Annotated in this window: 11 protein-coding genes; 3 read left to right on the forward strand and 8 right to left on the reverse strand. The window is 49.6% G+C overall.

Annotated elements, in window-relative coordinates; all coding sequences use genetic code 11:
* From GJQ55_RS04510 to GJQ55_RS04520, 3 genes are all read left to right on the forward strand, one after another.
* Positions 1 to 3,120, forward strand: a complete 3,120-nt coding sequence (locus GJQ55_RS04510; protein ID WP_228346317.1) for an efflux RND transporter permease subunit — start codon at positions 1 to 3, stop codon at positions 3,118 to 3,120.
* Positions 3,121 to 3,328: 208 nt separating this feature from the next.
* Positions 3,329 to 5,371: a heavy metal translocating P-type ATPase gene (locus GJQ55_RS04515; RefSeq protein ID WP_228346318.1), complete on the forward strand. Its 2,043-nt coding sequence runs from the start codon at positions 3,329 to 3,331 to the stop codon at positions 5,369 to 5,371.
* A 135-nt stretch (positions 5,372 to 5,506) separates the two neighbouring features.
* Positions 5,507 to 6,811, forward strand: a complete 1,305-nt coding sequence (locus tag GJQ55_RS04520; protein ID WP_228346319.1) for a DUF4158 domain-containing protein — start codon at positions 5,507 to 5,509, stop codon at positions 6,809 to 6,811.
* Positions 6,812 to 6,972: 161 nt separating this feature from the next.
* On the opposite strand, the gene GJQ55_RS04525 is transcribed toward GJQ55_RS04520, so the two are convergent.
* From GJQ55_RS04525 to GJQ55_RS04560, 8 genes are all read right to left on the reverse strand, one after another.
* Complete coding sequence (locus GJQ55_RS04525) at positions 6,973 to 7,380, reverse strand: DUF1622 domain-containing protein (RefSeq protein WP_228346320.1); 408 nt, start codon at positions 7,378 to 7,380, stop codon at positions 6,973 to 6,975.
* A gap of 15 nt (positions 7,381 to 7,395) precedes the next feature.
* Positions 7,396 to 8,160, reverse strand: coding sequence for a cytochrome C (locus tag GJQ55_RS04530; RefSeq protein ID WP_228346321.1), 765 nt, complete (start codon positions 8,158 to 8,160; stop codon positions 7,396 to 7,398).
* On the reverse strand, positions 8,157 to 8,915 hold the full coding sequence (locus GJQ55_RS04535; protein WP_228346322.1) for a hypothetical protein: 759 nt from the start codon (positions 8,913 to 8,915) through the stop codon (positions 8,157 to 8,159). Before GJQ55_RS04535 ends, GJQ55_RS04530 begins: the two co-directional genes overlap by 4 nt.
* Positions 8,912 to 10,822: a 2Fe-2S iron-sulfur cluster-binding protein gene (locus GJQ55_RS04540; protein WP_228346323.1), complete on the reverse strand. Its 1,911-nt coding sequence runs from the start codon at positions 10,820 to 10,822 to the stop codon at positions 8,912 to 8,914. The genes GJQ55_RS04535 and GJQ55_RS04540 overlap by 4 nt, the downstream gene beginning before the upstream one ends.
* Before the next feature lie 141 nt (positions 10,823 to 10,963).
* Positions 10,964 to 11,479: a hypothetical protein gene (locus GJQ55_RS04545; RefSeq protein ID WP_228346324.1), complete on the reverse strand. Its 516-nt coding sequence runs from the start codon at positions 11,477 to 11,479 to the stop codon at positions 10,964 to 10,966.
* A gap of 6 nt (positions 11,480 to 11,485) precedes the next feature.
* Positions 11,486 to 11,902, reverse strand: a complete 417-nt coding sequence (locus GJQ55_RS04550) for a hypothetical protein (protein ID WP_228346325.1) — start codon at positions 11,900 to 11,902, stop codon at positions 11,486 to 11,488.
* 223 nt (positions 11,903 to 12,125) lie between these two features.
* On the reverse strand, positions 12,126 to 12,479 hold the full coding sequence (locus GJQ55_RS04555; RefSeq protein ID WP_228346326.1) for a hypothetical protein: 354 nt from the start codon (positions 12,477 to 12,479) through the stop codon (positions 12,126 to 12,128).
* Positions 12,480 to 12,688: 209 nt separating this feature from the next.
* Positions 12,689 to 13,240 (reverse strand): DUF411 domain-containing protein, encoded by a 552-nt coding sequence (locus GJQ55_RS04560; protein WP_228346327.1) that lies wholly within the window; start codon positions 13,238 to 13,240, stop codon positions 12,689 to 12,691.
* Positions 13,241 to 14,040 lie beyond the last annotated feature (800 nt).

Consider the following 14,040-nt stretch of genomic DNA (forward strand, 5'->3'; position numbering starts at 1 on the left):
ATGATTGATTCACTACTACGCTTAGCCATCGAGCGGCGTTATCTGTTTTTAAGTTTTGTTTTATTAATCGTCGGCATCGGGTTTTGGAGTTACCAAAAACTCCCTATTGATGCGGTGCCCGACATCACCAATGTCCAGGTGCAAATTAATACCGCTGCACCAGGTTACTCGCCGTTAGAAGCCGAACAGCGGATTACCTACCCGATAGAAACCGCGTTGGCAGGGTTACCCAACCTGTCCTATACGCGGTCGTTATCCCGCTATGGTTTATCACAGGTTACCGTGGTGTTTGATGAAGGTACCGATATCTACTTTGCCCGGAACCTCATCAACACCAAACTGGGGTCGATGAAAAGCGTGCTGCCTCCCGGCATGGAACCCGAAATGGGACCCATCTCGACAGGTTTGGGTGAAATCTTTATGTATACCGTTCAAGCGGCTCCCGATGCGCGAACACAAGACGGTAAGCCTTACGATTCTACCGCCTTGCGTGAAATTCAAGACTGGATAATCAAACCCCAGTTGGCGCAGGTAAAGGGTGTGGTAGAGGTAAACAGTATTGGTGGCTATAACAAGCAATACCACATTACGCCAGATGTACAGAAACTCCTGCACTTCGGGGTGTCGATGGAAGATTTGGTTGAAGCGCTTGAATCCAATAATGATAACCGTGGTGCAGGATACATCGAGCGCAATGGGCAACAATTACTGGTGCGCTCGCCCGGCCAATTGGGAACCTTGGATGACATCGCCAACGTCATTGTTGCGCAGCAGGATTCTGTTCCTGTCAAAATTAGTGATGTAGCAGAAATCGCTATCGGGAGAGAGCTTCGAACCGGTGCAGCAACCCAGGATGGTGTTGAAACCGTGCTGGGTACGGCCATGATGCTCATCGGAGAAAACTCACGCACGGTGGCGCGAGACGTAGCAGCACGGCTGATTGACATTCAAGCCTCACTCCCGGATGGCATTATTGCGACACCCGTTTATGATCGTACGGCTTTAGTTGATAAAGCCATTGCAACGGTCAGTAAAAACCTTCTGGAAGGCGCCTTATTGGTGATTGTGGTGCTTTTCCTGTTACTTGGAAATTTGCGCGCAGCACTGATTACAGCAGCAGTAATCCCGTTATCAATGCTTGCCACCATAACCGGCATGGTACACACCGGGGTGTCCGCAAACTTGATGAGCCTCGGGGCATTGGATTTCGGGATCATCGTCGATGGCACTGTGATTATCGTGGAAAACGCTATCCGACGTTTATCACACGCACAACGTGAAGGCGCTCTTGGCCTGCGCGAACGCTTAGACGTGGTTTTCGAGGCGACCTCTGAAGTGATTCGGCCCAGCCTGTTTGGTGTCGCGATCATCACCGTTGTTTATATCCCGATTTTTTCCCTCACCGGTGTGGAAGGCAAAATGTTTCACCCTATGGCCGCAACGGTCGTGATGGCACTTGTCGCCGCAATGGTTCTATCCCTCACAGTTGTGCCAGCTGCGGTCGCGGTTTTTTTAAGCGGGAAAATCAGTGAACAAGAAGGTGTTGCTATTCGCAGTGCGAAGCAAATGTATAAGCCTTTATTGTTGCTGGCATTTAAATTCCGTTGGTTTGTGATTGGCGGTGCTACCGGTCTTGTCATCATTTGCACGTGGCTTGCCACAACGCTGGGATCCGAATTTATTCCGCAACTTAACGAAGGCGATATCGCGTTACATGCCATGCGAATCCCCGGTACCGGCCTCGAACAAGCGGTCGAAATGCAGGAAATTCTCGAACAGCGTATCAAGTCGTTTCCCGAGGTAGATAAGGTCTTTGCACGCATAGGTACTGCCGAAGTTGCGACCGACCCAATGCCCCCGAATGTTGCCGATAACTTCGTCATCTTGAAGCCTCGATCCGAATGGCCCAATCCCGATAAGACCAAAGAGCAATTGGTTGAGGAAATGGAAAAATCGTTAGAGGAATTACCGGGCAACAATTATGAGTTCACCCAACCCATACAAATGCGGTTCAACGAACTTATTTCAGGGGTCAGAGCCGATCTGGGCATCAAAGTGTTTGGCGATGACCTCGATCAGCTGGTGCTGACGGCTAATGACATACTCGAAGCACTGAGTCAGGTAGAGGGTGTGGCCGATGCGCGTGTTGAGCAAGTGACAGGATTGCCAACACTCTCGATTATTCCGAATCGAAGCGCGTTGGGGCGCTATGGATTGAATGTCTCATCACTTCAAAATTGGGTCGCTGCTGCCGTTGGTGGTGAAAGTGCAGGCATCTTGTATGAGGGTGATAGACGCTTTGAGCTCATCGTGCGATTACCTGAGGCTGTACGGCGCGATGTCGAGAAGCTTAAGTTTTTACCTGTGCCATTGCCTAACGGTGATTACGTTCCGCTCTCTGAAGTGGCCACCATCGACATTTCTCCCGCGCCTGCACAAATTAGCCGGGAAAATGGCAAGCGTCGGGTGGTTGTGACGGCAAATGTACGAGGTCGCGACCTCGGCGGATTTGTGCAAGATGTTAAAGCGCACATTGCCGCCAAGGTGGATATGCCCCCAGGGTATTGGCTGGATTACGGGGGCACGTTTGAGCAACTCGAATCGGCAAGTAAACGCCTTTCTCTTGTGGTGCCACTGACATTGTTACTGATCATCGGCATTCTCATTATGGCTTTTGGCTCACTAAAAGATGCGTTAATAATTTTTAGTGGAGTGCCTTTGGCGCTCACGGGTGGAGTGCTGGCGCTAGCCATTCGAGGTATGCCCATGTCCATATCGGCGGGTATAGGCTTCATTGCACTTTCCGGTGTAGCAGTACTCAACGGTCTCGTCATGCTCGCTTTTATTCGCGACCTCTGGCATGAAAAAGGGGATTTGATGTTGGCTGTGACGGAAGGGGCACTTGTTCGCTTACGCCCTGTCCTGATGACCGCATTAGTAGCAAGCCTTGGTTTTGTGCCAATGGCACTGAATACGGGAACGGGTGCGGAAGTCCAGCGCCCCTTGGCCACAGTGGTTATCGGCGGGATTATTTCCTCGACTCTGCTGACGCTGTTGGTGTTACCGGTTTTATATCACTGGCTTCATAGCAAATTTAGCTCGACCCCATCAAAGACTTAATTTTCTCCGGAGACTCAGTGTTTGGCGGTGATTGCATACGTTAAATGAGCACCGATGACCGGGACACATTGCCCGGTCATCAACCGGTTTCCTCACAGGGGCATTGACGATGGCTGCCTTGATAAGACTCATTATCTGCTATCGATTGGTGTGTTATTAAATGCCTGTCAATCATCTTTAGTTCCTATTTTAAAGTAACGGAAACGCTATGAACCATACACACGATTACGATGCGCAGGGAAAACAACTGTGCTGCACAGAAGAAAATAAAATAAACGCCCAAGCGGATGCACTAATAAAAAACAAACCCGTGAAAGATAGTTGTTGTGCGACTGACGATCACGACCAGCACACCGATGATGATGGACACGATCATGTCAGCAGTAGCGACAGTAACTTCAAACTGTTTCTGCCCGCCGCGATGAGTTTAATAGCATTGTTAATTGCGCTAATTCTGGATAATTACGTTACGCAAACCTGGTTTACTGGCTGGCTACGTATTGGCTGGTACGTTGCTGCCTATCTACCGGTTGGTCTGCCGGTTTTGAGAGAGGCGGTTGAGAGCATCATCAACGGTGACGTATTTTCTGAATTTTTATTGATGAGTATTGCAACCATCGGCGCCTTTGCGATTGGCGAATATCCGGAAGGCGTTGCGGTGATGTTGTTTTATTCCGTTGGTGAAGTGTTCCAGACCCTGGCAGTAAAAAGAGCCAAAACCAATATCAAAACGCTTCTCGATCAGCGTCCTGATGAAGTAACAGTAATACAATATAATAAAGCCATTTCGCTCAAAGCAGAGACGGTCAACATTGGCGATATTATCCAGCTTAAAGCAGGTGAAAAATTAGGTTTGGACGGTGAGCTTTTATCAGAAACCGCTTCCTTCAATACCGCCGCCCTGACAGGTGAAAGTAAACCTGACACGAAAAATAAAGGCGATGCGGTTTTGGCGGGGATGATCAATCTCAATGCCGTATCACTAGTCAAAGTTACCGCCGCTTATACCGACAGCAAACTGTCCAGAATTTTAGAGTTAGTACAAAACGCTGCTGCACAAAAAGCCCCTACCGAATTGTTCATCCGAAAATTCGCCAAAATATACACACCAATTGTAGTTGCTTTAGCAATTGCCATTTGTGTGTTGCCGTACTTTTTTGCCGAGACTTATGTATTCAGTGAGTGGCTGTATCGTGCGCTGATTTTCCTGGTGATATCATGCCCATGCGCTTTGGTGATCAGTATCCCACTGGGCTATTTCGGCGGCATAGGCGCTGCGAGTAAAAATGGCATTTTATTCAAAGGCAGCAATTTTTTAGACACCATTTCCACCATTCAACACGTGGTGATGGATAAAACAGGCACCATGACCGAGGGTGTATTTAAAGTACAAGAGGTAAATCTAAAGCCCGATGTCAATCGGGATGAAATCCTCAACATGGTCAATGCATTGGAAAGTCAGAGTACGCATCCAGTAGCCACTGCCATCAATCAATTTGTTGGTGCCATTGATAACGAAATTATCTTGAACAAGGTAGAAGAAATTTCTGGCCACGGGCTTAAAGCTGAAATTGACGGCAAGGAATTGCTAGTGGGAAATTTCAGGTTGCTCGACAAATTTTCTGTTGGTTACGATATAGATCCTGCCAGCATTGTACATACGGTCATTGCCATCAGTTACGACCGTAAATTCGCTGGCTATTTGACCATTGCCGATAGCATAAAGGAGGACGCGCAATTAACAATAGCTACGCTTAAACAACTCGGAGTTAATATCACTATGCTGAGTGGTGATAAAAATTCGGTTGTGCAATTTGTTGCAAAACAACTAGGTATCGACAATGCGTTTGGCGATTTGCTACCGGAGGATAAAGTTAATAAGGTAAAAGAAATCAAAGCGCGAAATGAAACTGTTGCTTTCGTAGGCGATGGTGTTAATGACGCACCGGTAGTCGCACTGAGTGATGTCGGTATAGCGATGGGCGGCCTTGGCAGCGATGCAACAATCGAAACAGCCGACGTTGTCATTCAAGATGATAAACCCAGCAAAATTCCCACCGCCATTGCCATCGGCAAACAAACCAAACGTATCGTTTGGCAAAACATTTCCCTTGCCTTCGGTGTAAAGGCAATAGTCTTGATATTAGGTGTAGGCGGTTTGGCAACCATGTGGGAGGCGGTTTTTGCCGATGTCGGCGTGGCATTGCTGGCTATTTTTAACGCGGTGCGAATTCAGCGAATGAAGTTTTGATTAGGTGTGGGTATGGCGGCGCTCCATCAAAAGATCATTGTAGAACACTTTATTTCGTCAGACACCGGTGGTCGTTGATTCAATCGTAGGTTCCGTTTCCATAATTAGATAACCATTAGGAAGAGAAATGAGCTGATGGCAGCTATTTATCAAACAGCCTACCCACGCATAAAATCAGACATCACCCCAAACGAATTGGGGGATGTTTACACGCCCACGGCCGAAGATCTGGAATTTGCTCTTCGTCATTGTAAGCGCACCAGCGCCTCATTCCTGGGTTTGCTGATTCAACTAAAAACGACGCAGCGATTGGGTCGTTTTGTTCCGCTGGGTGAAATACCAAAGGTTATCATCGCACACATCAAAAACCAGTGTCGTTCCCGGGTGACACTCAACGATCTACAAACCTATTACACCTCAGGATCGAAAGATCGCCATGTAAAATTGGTTCGACGTCATCTCAACATAAAAGCCTACGATACGATCAAAACATCCGAGCTGGCACAGGTTTGGGCGCAGGATGCGGCGACGACCAAAGAAGCGCTGCCGGACATCATCAATGTTACTTTGGAGTATTTGGTCAAGGAGCGTTATGAACTCCCGGCATACAGCGTGCTTGAGCGAATATGCCAGGCAGCCAGGGCGGAGGTAAATACCCGATACTACGATCAATTATGTGGATTTTTAACGGACGAAAGTCGGCAGCGTATCAACGATATTCTTCGCGTCAGTACAGGGCTGAGTGGTTTTGGCTGGAGCACTCTGAAGAGTGAACCCAAACGATTAACTCCTCGCAACATCCATGCGTACATCCAATACCTGGAATGGTTGACGTCCCTGCAAACGCTTCTGCCCACGGATTTGGGGTTGCCCCCAGTCAAACACCAGCAGTTCATTGATGAGGCCAAAGCCCTGGACTACGCTGAGCTCGTGAAGCTCAAACTCAATAAGCGGCTTGCGCTCGTCATCGTCCTGATCCGGCACCAATACGCGCGAACGCTGGATAACGCAGCCGACATATTTATGAAGCTGTTGTTAAAGATGGATCGTTCGGCGCAGAAACTGTTGGAGAAATACCTGAGTGACCATCAAAAGCAAACCGATCATTTGATTTCGGTGTTGTCGGGAACGGTCAGGGTGTATCTGGATAAACCCGAATCGGTGACAGCCTTTGATCCGGTGCTCGGCAAGAACAGCGATCAGTTGCTGCACATGTGTGAACAATATATGGCGTTTGCGGGCAACAACTACTTGCCGTTCATGGTGCAACTTTACAAAAAGCAGCGATCTACCTTGTTTCGCACGATTGAAATACTCAATCTCGCATCGGCTACGGAGGACAAGGATTTACTGAACGCCTTCCAGTTTATTTTGAAACATAAACAAGGGTTCTACCCCGTTTTCACGGACACATCTAAAAGAGGCATAATGTGCCTGTAAGAAGTGTTGGCACGTTCGAGTGATTTGGTGGCGGACTCCCTGGGATATGCTGGCCGATGTGCTGGCGTATTCCGTGAGTCTGTACGCTGTTGTTGGTAGAGGGCTTGCTGAGAAAGAAAAAGCGGCCTTGCTCAACGGTAGCCTGCAACTGTTGTTGGGCGTCAGCGCTTTCCTGCAGACGAAGTAGTGCGTCCGGAATCTTCTCGTTCCGACTCCGGTGGGCCTGATTCATCTTTATTGCGTCCGGGAACGGAGCAAAATGCGTGTCGCAATTCATACGCAATACTCATACTCAGTACAGTTCTCACGACAATCACCAAGCCCAACAAAGCAATGCCCTCCAGCGTGGGGGTATGCAACGTGGCAAGAATGTCCGCCGCAACGAGAAATTCCAACGCCAATACCAGACGTTGACCGAATTGCAGTCGGAGTGGTTCGATATCTTCCCGTAGCCCTTTATTGAACCAAGTGCGTACAAGATCAAATGATGACAGTGCTGCAGCACAGGCAATAATCAAGCCGCCAATCCCTTCCAGGATCAACATGGCAAGATGTAGCAACGTTTCCATTCCGTCCTCCAGATGTTAGTGATGTTTGTACCAACCGACGTTCTTGATGTCATTCCAACTGTTGGTTTTATGGCAGAGAAAGCATTGAGAGACGTCGGCGTGCATCACACCCGATACTTTCATAGACACCATCTTGAAATGTTCCATGTAATGACTCGGCGGGGCTTGATGACATTGCGCGCACTCTGTCGACGTCGCTGCCGGATGTTGGAACTCGGGTACGGTCCATGCGGCGGTTGAGTGGCAGATGACGCAGTCGGCGCCAAAGAGGTTGCGATGCGGCTCTTCGTTGCTGTGGCAGTTGGCGCAGTCTAAAGGGGTTTCGAGCACGGATATTCCTTTATGCGGTGCTGCCAGATTTCCGATCCGCTCGTGCTCTTTGGGTGGCAAAAGCTGTCGGCCAATTTTGGCCAGCACCTTATGATCCATTTTTATTGGGCGCTGATTATTCCCCAGATGCTCTACATGGCAACTGCTACAACTACCGATATCTGCGTGAAAAGCGGTGGACTGTGTCCCCAGCAAGGCCTTATTGTTGGCGTGGCAGACGATACAATTGTTTGCCTCTACACCTTTGACTGACGTATGACAAGCAGCGCAGTCGTGCTCGAGGAAAGCATGACCACCCGTCAGCGGACCGGGGTTTGCCATGCGTTGCCAGGTTATTTTATCAAGTAGGCCCGAGGCCTTGCCGCCAGGATGCGCACCACCGTAATAGACCCACATTGACAGGGCACCCATGACAACTAGCGCGACTAAAAAATGTGGCCAAAGCTTCATGTAAACCACCGTAAACCGAAGTAAATACCTGCCCATACATGCAGAGCCAGCAGCAGGTACAGAACAAAAGCAATGGTAATGTGAAAGCGCAGCCACCACTGGAAGGCGGATTTGAACCATTGGTGCATCTTCACTGCATACTCAATCTCTGCCATGGCATCCACCAGTGCAAGCGCCCGCATCGGTGGAGGGCTTTCTTGTCCCAGCTGATTTCTCAGAATCAGCTTATTGGCAATCCAGCGTGTGAAAAGCCCTGTAAATGAACGCAGCATCGCGGCATGTCCCGGATCTCCGACCAATTCCGCAGCCACTTGGCGGTAACTGATTTCCAGTTGGGTAAGGGTTTCTTTTTTCTCACGGATGGTGTCGGAGAGGCGAGTCAACAGGTAGCGACCAACAAACCCGCTGAGGACAACAATCAGGGTCATGACGGTGAGTGCGATACCCAATGCACTATCGAATTTGTGGCTGGAATGGAATATGACGAGAATGGGTCCCAGCACACCGGCATAAATATGCCAGGTTAACAATGTTCGCATCGACACGAACCTCGTAACCCACCGGTTCAGGATTTTGATGCGTTTTACGATGAGGTAGGCCAGCGGAATCAGCATCAGCACCGCTCCCGACACACCAAGCACCCCACCGATAGCACTACCAGGAAAGCGGGGCGAGCGATGGAAAAGGAATCCCAACCAGAAAGCCAGCAACAGCAGGACAAGTGCTGTGACGATAAACCGTTCGCGTTCTTTCATGCCTTTACCGAAATGTCGCAATTGGCTTTGGCTTGGCAGGCCAATATTAGGTTTTTTTCCTTATCCCCCGGCTCCAGGCCGTCTTCAACGTCCATGCTAACTTCACCAGCAAGTAGCTCTACCCGGCAAACCCCACATATGCCGGCGCGGCAGGAGTAATCGATGTCCACGCCCAATTCTTCAGCCACATCGAGCACAACTTTATCAGGAGGAAGGGGTCCCGCTCTGTCCGAATCCGTGAAGGTAACCGTGGGAAGCCCAGGCTTGGGAGAACTGGGGCCTGCGGTCTTCTGATCAGCGCTCGGCAAGCGTTCCTGTTTGCCAAGAGCTGGACCGAATGCCTCTGTTTTAATGCGGTCTTTCGGTATGCCAAGTTCTGAGAGAATCTGCTTCGTCGCCTCCATCATTGGGACAGGACCGCAAATATGGATATAGCGTGACGGCAAATCCGGGATTGACTCGGCCAGCAACTCTTTGGTGATGCGCCCCTGAGGGCCAGCCCATTTTTCCGCCCCGCTTTGCGATACTGTAATGACCACCTGAAGATTGGTGTGACGGCGCCTCAAATACTCCAGTTCTTCTCGAAAAATGATGTCCTCTGGTGCACGGCAACCATAAACCAGGAAAATGTCACCTTCCCAACTACGATCCAGAAGATAGCGCAATACACTCATAAGTGGGGTGATGCCAACACCTCCGGCGATCAGAACAATGCATTTGCATTCCCGGCCTGTGAAAACAAACGAACCGGCCGGTCCCGAGAGATCCAGCAAGCTACCTTCGTGGATCTCGGAATGGAGATAACCGGACACCACACCCTCAGGCGCATGTTTGACAGTGATTTCGATGTAATCCCGTTGTGTCGGCGAAGAGGCGATCGTATAGCCACGGCGAACAGTTGCTTCACCGTGTGGCACTGTGACTGTGATGAATTGCCCGGGCAGGTAATCGAAAGGCAGCATCCCTCCGACCGGATTCACGAGCCGGAACGTTTTGACGTCGCCGGTCTCCTGGAAAATACGACTGATGCGCAGCTGCCCCGACCAGGGTCGTCCAGACGCGGTAGTCTCGGCAGATCCTGGGAATTGGATTGGCGGCGGCATTGGGGCCTGCAGAGGTGAAGGCTGCCGCGCTGGCGCCGCTAAACTGCTCAGGAGCTGCGAGGCCCGGCGCATCTTGAGTATGTACAACCAAAAGAAACTGGCGATGAGTGCCGCCGAGCTGAGCATGATCCAGAAATGGAACCAGGTCATACCCATGACCCCCGTGTTTGCAACAGGCGGGTTTGGCACAGGCAGTTCCATTTCGCGTCGGAACCAGTCGAGAGCAACGGCCTGCGGATCGTCGGTGCCGAGCAACACCTGATGAGCCGCTAACCCACTCTCGAATCGGGCCATACCTTCATGCAGCAGGCTCACGGCCTGTTGCATCAGTTCATAATCATTGGAGGATGCAGAATCGGCGAGGCGGGTGAGCCCGTCGGTCATCAGTGCCGTGCCACTGGCCATACGTTCATGGGCAGCGGCTTCCACCTCCGCCCGTTTTTCGGGCGGAAGATCAGACAACGTCATGAGTGATGGATAAATCTCTTTCGGGGGAGGTACACCCATTTGGCGCATCATCTCACCCATGCCTTCCATCATGCCGGTACTTTTTCCGACAACCGGAGAAGCTAGTGTGGGTTGTGGTGGTGGGGCCGCTACGTCTGGGTGATGAGCTTGATGATCCTCCGGGGAGACCTGAGCCTGAATGGGGCCGGACAAAAAAACAGTTGCTACGACCAGGTATATCGCCGCCCGCTGTAATAGTTCGGAAAAGCGTTGGAACGCGGCCAAAGGTAACCACCTATTCAGGTTTAGAGAGCTGGATACTTCCCAATATGACGTATGTTTTTTGCAATAAGCCATGAGGTTTGGGTTCCGGCTTCAGTAAACGTTATATAGCGATGATGATATTACTGGTCGGTTTGCGAGCTCGGGCAGTAATGTAAACTGCCTTTCCGGTAGCGTGCAGGCAAAGGCAGTTAGCATTTTTTCTTAAGCAATTACTTACTGCTTGGCGGATTTTTCATGCAACTCAGCCAAGGCATCGTACTCTTCGGCTACAGATTGCTGAAGCTTGATGACACGTTCACAATGTTTTTGTGTGGATTTTCCGGCATCCATACCCTTCATTTGAGCGTGACTATGGCGATGTTTGTCTTTCATTTTCTCATGCAGACTGGCCTCTTCTCGCGCCTCACCGGCCTTTTTTCGGTAATAGTCGGCAATCGCCTTATGATCTTCTGGCTTGTCAGCCATGCTGTTCAGCAGTTCCATGATAGGTTCTTCGGCAGGTTGAGTTTGCGCCTGAGCCTGAGCCTGGAAAGAAAATACCAGCGCTGTTGCCACAATCAGATTGAAAAACAATTTAGAAAATTTCATATGTCTATCTCCGTTTTGATGAAAAATTACGCCGGATAACCCGGCATGTAAAAAACCTGTTTCTATTGAGTGCAATGACAGTTGTGTACCTGTTTTACTTTTGCGCTTGTCGCCTTCGCGCGATGTCAGAAAAGTGAGCAAGGAGGCTTACATATGGCCACCAGACATACCCATACCACCTTTCATCTGACCCATCATTTGTTCCATCATTTTATGCATCATGTCCATGCGATCATTCATCATGTCCATGCGTTTTTCGGCGTTCATTGTGTCTTTTTGAGAATCATTTTTCATATTCTCACTTATCATCTGCATGCCGTGCTCCATGGCTGTCATGTGCTCCTGCATAAGCTTTTCGCGGATTTCAGGATTCTGTTCTGATCGGATGCGCTCCATCAGCCCTTTCATTTTTTCCATTTGGGACTGCAGGTCTGGCATTTGAGTGGATTGTGTCGACATGCCGCCAGCCTGCGTAGCCGGGTCACTTTGAGTATGTCCGCTTTGGGAAAAGGCCGGCATAGCGAAAATACTTGTTAACGCTAACGCTGTGATAATCTTTTTCATTGATGTCTCCAAAATTGCGTTGTAAACGAACCTAATTGATAGCTGTAAATGATCCGCCGCAGATTAATCAATTCGAGCCAGGGCCAAGTTGATTTGATACAAGCTTTTCGCCAGTAAAATGCGATTTTGATTTGCAGGCCGCTGGCTCAGTTACAGAATAAGAGGGACTCGCGCCTCTGCGGATGCCACTAACAACCGGGCGATATGCATTATATCTCGTCCGCTATTTTTGAAGCTCTACGATGTCATTTTTTGCAATGTCACCTTCAATAACACGCGCTTTTGCGAAGTGATCATCAATGATATTTACAATTTTCACCTTGCCTACCGGCACTCGGCGAACGTTCGACGCCCCTTCTTCAACAACACCTTCTGCAAATACTACTCGGTAAACACTCAACAACTGCCCGGGTTCGGCACCGTCGAGTTTACCTACACATACCACCACATCGGACGCCGTAGACTGAACTACCTGGCCTCTCATGATTTGGCCGTGATAGAAGGGGCTATTGGCGCAGCCTGCAAGCCACAGGATGGCTGTTCCAAGCACCAGGACGCGTAAAAAACGGATTTTCATAGCGGACTCCTTTTTGAGTTGTCGCTGATAGGGGGAAGTGCGTGGCTAAAAAGTTTTACCCATTTGGTACCTCCGAGGTTAGTCGCTTATGTCTGTCACAAACATGACCCCAAGATGACGATGTTGTAATGTTTAAGCCATGTTGTAATGTTTAAGCCATGTTGATGCGTGCAGTCGGCGTGCTTGATGGAGAATGGCATTAACTCCTTTCATAGTGTTCCTTCTTGATATTGGTGTGTCTGCTGTTCCACACGAGCGAATACCTCGGTGCTGCCATCGTGCTTCAATAACAACACCTGATACGGTATGAACTTATCGCCCACTTCCATCCCGGGGCTGCCCACCGGCATGCCGGGCACGCTCAGGCCAATTGCATCGGCAGGAGGATTATCCAGAAACTGTTGGATGTAGCGGGCCGGAATATGGCCTTCAAACACGTAGCCCCCTGGGGAGACGGCCGTGTGGCAGGAACGCAAATTGGTCGCGATGCCGTACTGATCCTTAAAGCGTTCAAGATTCGCCGGATGACGTGTTTCAGTGGTAAAGCCCGCTCTTTCTATGTGACTGATCCACTCCTTGCAACACCCACAGGTTGGGCTTTTATAGACCGTCAGAAATGTAGTTTCCGTGCTGGCGGTAATCTCCAGACCCCCTCTATCTGGGGAGGAAGGCGCACTCGTCGGATCTGAAGTGTCACAGCCAGTTAGGAATACCAGAAAAAACAGGCCCATGAGTGAGCCAGCTACGCGTAGTAATGACATGATCTTGTCTCCGAATGGATTGATATCCAGGTCGCATCAATCGCTTAGTAGGCAGCGAGCTGTAATATACTCCCCGCCTTAAAAAAATCTGACCGGTTTTTCATAACCCTTCCTTGAGAAGTTGAGTATCAGAACAGTTCAATGATTTCAGCCTTAAAATGTATACAAATCATCTGGCTGAAACTGTTAAATACCCAGAAAACCGTCTTGTTGATGACCCGCTTTAAAAGTAATGCCTAGCGGCGGAGTGCGCCTGGATCGCCAGGATACGCTGGATCTGGGCCGGTACATTCAGGAATTAGAAAATCAGGCTTGAAGAGCGCCCCGTCCCTGGGGCTTCATGGATAACTATACGGAGATATAGTCGAGGTAAGATTACCGAGGGGCTTGGGATCAAACTATCAGGCAATGGTGGGTTTTAACTGGTTCCTTTGGCTTATTTGCTTGAGAGGACTTTGCGACTCCGCAGGCAAAAGTTCAGTTAAGACAGCTTTCATCACTGCCTGCTGTCAGCAAGTTATGGGTGGGGTGCTAGTCTTAAGGTGAATGGAAAATATGAGGGATTATTTATGGCTATAAAATGTCCGAAATGCCGCAGCGAAAAAATTGAAGTTCGGAACATTGGTAGGACTACAGGGGCCGTAGCTGGAGGTGCCGCTGGAGGATACGGCGCTTATACCGCGACAAAGACAGCCGAGTCAGCGAGCGTAGCTTTGTTGAGGGTACTTCCCTACGGTAATTTGCTTACTAACGCAGTTTCCTCTGGCGGATGGGGAAGCATATTGCTTGGAGCAATGGCT

Source organism: Venatoribacter cucullus (genome assembly GCF_016132445.1).
In the GTDB taxonomy this organism is placed as follows: Bacteria; Pseudomonadota; Gammaproteobacteria; order Pseudomonadales; family Oceanobacteraceae; genus Venatoribacter; species Venatoribacter cucullus.

Excerpts from the sequence above, each read along its gene's own strand:
- GJQ55_RS04510 (WP_228346317.1), top strand. The coding sequence starts at position 1 with ATGATTGATTCACTACTACGCTTAGCCATCGAGCGGCGTTATCTGTTT.
- GJQ55_RS04515 (WP_228346318.1), top strand. The coding sequence starts at position 3,329 with ATGAACCATACACACGATTACGATGCGCAGGGAAAACAACTGTGCTGC.
- GJQ55_RS04520 (WP_228346319.1), top strand. The coding sequence starts at position 5,507 with ATGGCAGCTATTTATCAAACAGCCTACCCACGCATAAAATCAGACATC.
- GJQ55_RS04525 (WP_228346320.1), bottom strand. The coding sequence starts at position 7,380 with ATGGAAACGTTGCTACATCTTGCCATGTTGATCCTGGAAGGGATTGGC.
- GJQ55_RS04530 (WP_228346321.1), bottom strand. The coding sequence starts at position 8,160 with ATGAAGCTTTGGCCACATTTTTTAGTCGCGCTAGTTGTCATGGGTGCC.
- GJQ55_RS04535 (WP_228346322.1), bottom strand. The coding sequence starts at position 8,915 with ATGAAAGAACGCGAACGGTTTATCGTCACAGCACTTGTCCTGCTGTTG.
- GJQ55_RS04540 (WP_228346323.1), bottom strand. The coding sequence starts at position 10,822 with ATGGCTTATTGCAAAAAACATACGTCATATTGGGAAGTATCCAGCTCT.
- GJQ55_RS04550 (WP_228346325.1), bottom strand. The coding sequence starts at position 11,902 with ATGAAAAAGATTATCACAGCGTTAGCGTTAACAAGTATTTTCGCTATG.
- GJQ55_RS04555 (WP_228346326.1), bottom strand. The coding sequence starts at position 12,479 with ATGAAAATCCGTTTTTTACGCGTCCTGGTGCTTGGAACAGCCATCCTG.
- GJQ55_RS04560 (WP_228346327.1), bottom strand. The coding sequence starts at position 13,240 with ATGTCATTACTACGCGTAGCTGGCTCACTCATGGGCCTGTTTTTTCTG.